Below are 1,767 nucleotides of genomic sequence, written 5' to 3' on the forward strand. Positions count from 1 at the left end.
TTATTTGTTGGTCGTTGATTTTAATTAACCTGCTCATAGCTATTGCCCGCGTATCTATCAGCATTTTTATAAAACTGGGTTAAGCGATGATTATGGGTTAGATGTTGATTTGAATTAACCAGATAGCGCCGGTATCTATGAGCATTTTTCTAAAATAGGGTTAAGCGATGGTTATTGGTTATAGGTTGTTTTGAGCTAGACTTGTTTATAGGGTAATTGCCATTTAATTGCCCTATATTAGCTGCTGTAGAAAATGCTGCTTAGGTACAAAGGGGGGCGTGAGATGAACAAAGAAGCACAACAGACACTGCCAAAGACCTGCTTTACGGCTTTATATCTGATGAGCTTAAAAGGGTATATCTCAGTAACTGTAGGCTTGAGTTTAATGCTTGGCATAAGCACTAATGCCCAAGGGGCTAATGCTCAAGACGCGAGTCCCCACAAGATTTCAGCTAGCATGCAAGCTTTTGATGGCTTGCCGCAACTGCGATATCTTACATCCGATCGTCATCATGGTCATTCACGTCATTCACGTCATTCAGGTTCATCAGTGCGCTGGGGCGTCGGTGTGGGGTGGAATAACGGTTGGCGTTACCCTTATTATAACCGGTGGGGAAATCGATGGAATAATGGCTGGGGCTATGGCTGGAATAATGGCATAGGCTGGAATAACGGCTGGCAAACGCCCTATCGCTATGATTACTATGATCGCCATTACCGCAGAAACTATGTGCAACCGCAGCAACATCAAGTGGTGTCTCCACCGAAACGATCCACCACCAGTATTGAATACGCCAGTGGCTTAACCCAGCTACCTGAAAATGCCCGCGCTATCCAAAGAGACGGCAGAACAATTTATCAGTGGCAAGGGCAAGAGTATTACTTTGACTGGTCATCACAACGCTATATGAGATTAGCCGCAGAAAAAGACTAATTGAGTGGCGCTGTTTCTACATAGGCTGAGAACGTTTATAACGTTTATAACGTTTATAACGTTTATAACGTTTAAAGATAAAAAAGCCCTGATGGATCCTTCCATCAGGGCTTTTTGTGCATTGTCTACCGACAAAATGTATCGGCATTAAAACTGTTGTTGATGAAAACTTATTCATTCGCTCACTACGAAAACTGGGGAGAGAAGCAGTTGCTCATGTCCAAATAGTCGTCAACGGACTCAATAGGTTTGATAGTAGAAAGCAATTCCATGAAGTAAGGGGTATAGAATGTTTTCATAATCAATAGTCGCTGGGGACGACCATCAATCAAATCAAAGCTATTGGTTGTTAAATTAGTTAATACTCGTAATACATCTCCTAGTTTATGCTTTTTAATATTTCCCCTTATGACTTCCATTCATCAGGGTTACGCTGTTGCTTGCCTACGACATATTATTGTTATTATTCCTTGTTGCAGGTATTCAATTCAGTGACCATGCAAGCATGGGGGAGAGTGCTGTCACCTTGTTGAAACGGATAAATTAGCCATGTTGATAGAAGTATTACCTTGGGCGCTTAAGCCCTAATAAAACCTCTATTGCTCACTGCTGGGGAACAGTTAGCAACACATCAAATCTGCCTGAATCTATCTCCAATCACCCTAGTGACATCCTTACTTTAGGGTGGTTTACCTGCCTGTAGGCATACCTGCGACTTATAATTATTGTTAGCCTTGTTGCAGGTTTCAATTCAGTGATACTGCAATCATGGGGGGAATGCAGTCACTGAGCTTGAATAAAATTGACAAGCTTGATTGTTTAAAAGCCTTTAT

1 protein-coding gene is annotated in these 1,767 nt (G+C 41.8%); it reads left to right on the forward strand.

Annotated features, from left to right (window positions below; all coding sequences use genetic code 11):
• Positions 1 to 283: 283 nt before the first annotated feature.
• Positions 284 to 934, forward strand: a complete 651-nt coding sequence (locus Q4546_RS19080; protein WP_303413829.1) for a hypothetical protein — start codon at positions 284 to 286, stop codon at positions 932 to 934.
• Positions 935 to 1,767: the final 833 nt, after the last annotated feature.

This window comes from Shewanella sp. 4_MG-2023, assembly GCF_030548015.1.
In the GTDB taxonomy this organism is placed as follows: domain Bacteria; phylum Pseudomonadota; class Gammaproteobacteria; order Enterobacterales; family Shewanellaceae; genus Shewanella.

Bases quoted from the DNA above. Each gene is read 5' to 3' on its own strand.
- Q4546_RS19080 (WP_303413829.1), top strand. From the start codon at position 284: ATGAACAAAGAAGCACAACAGACACTGCCAAAGACCTGCTTTACGGCT.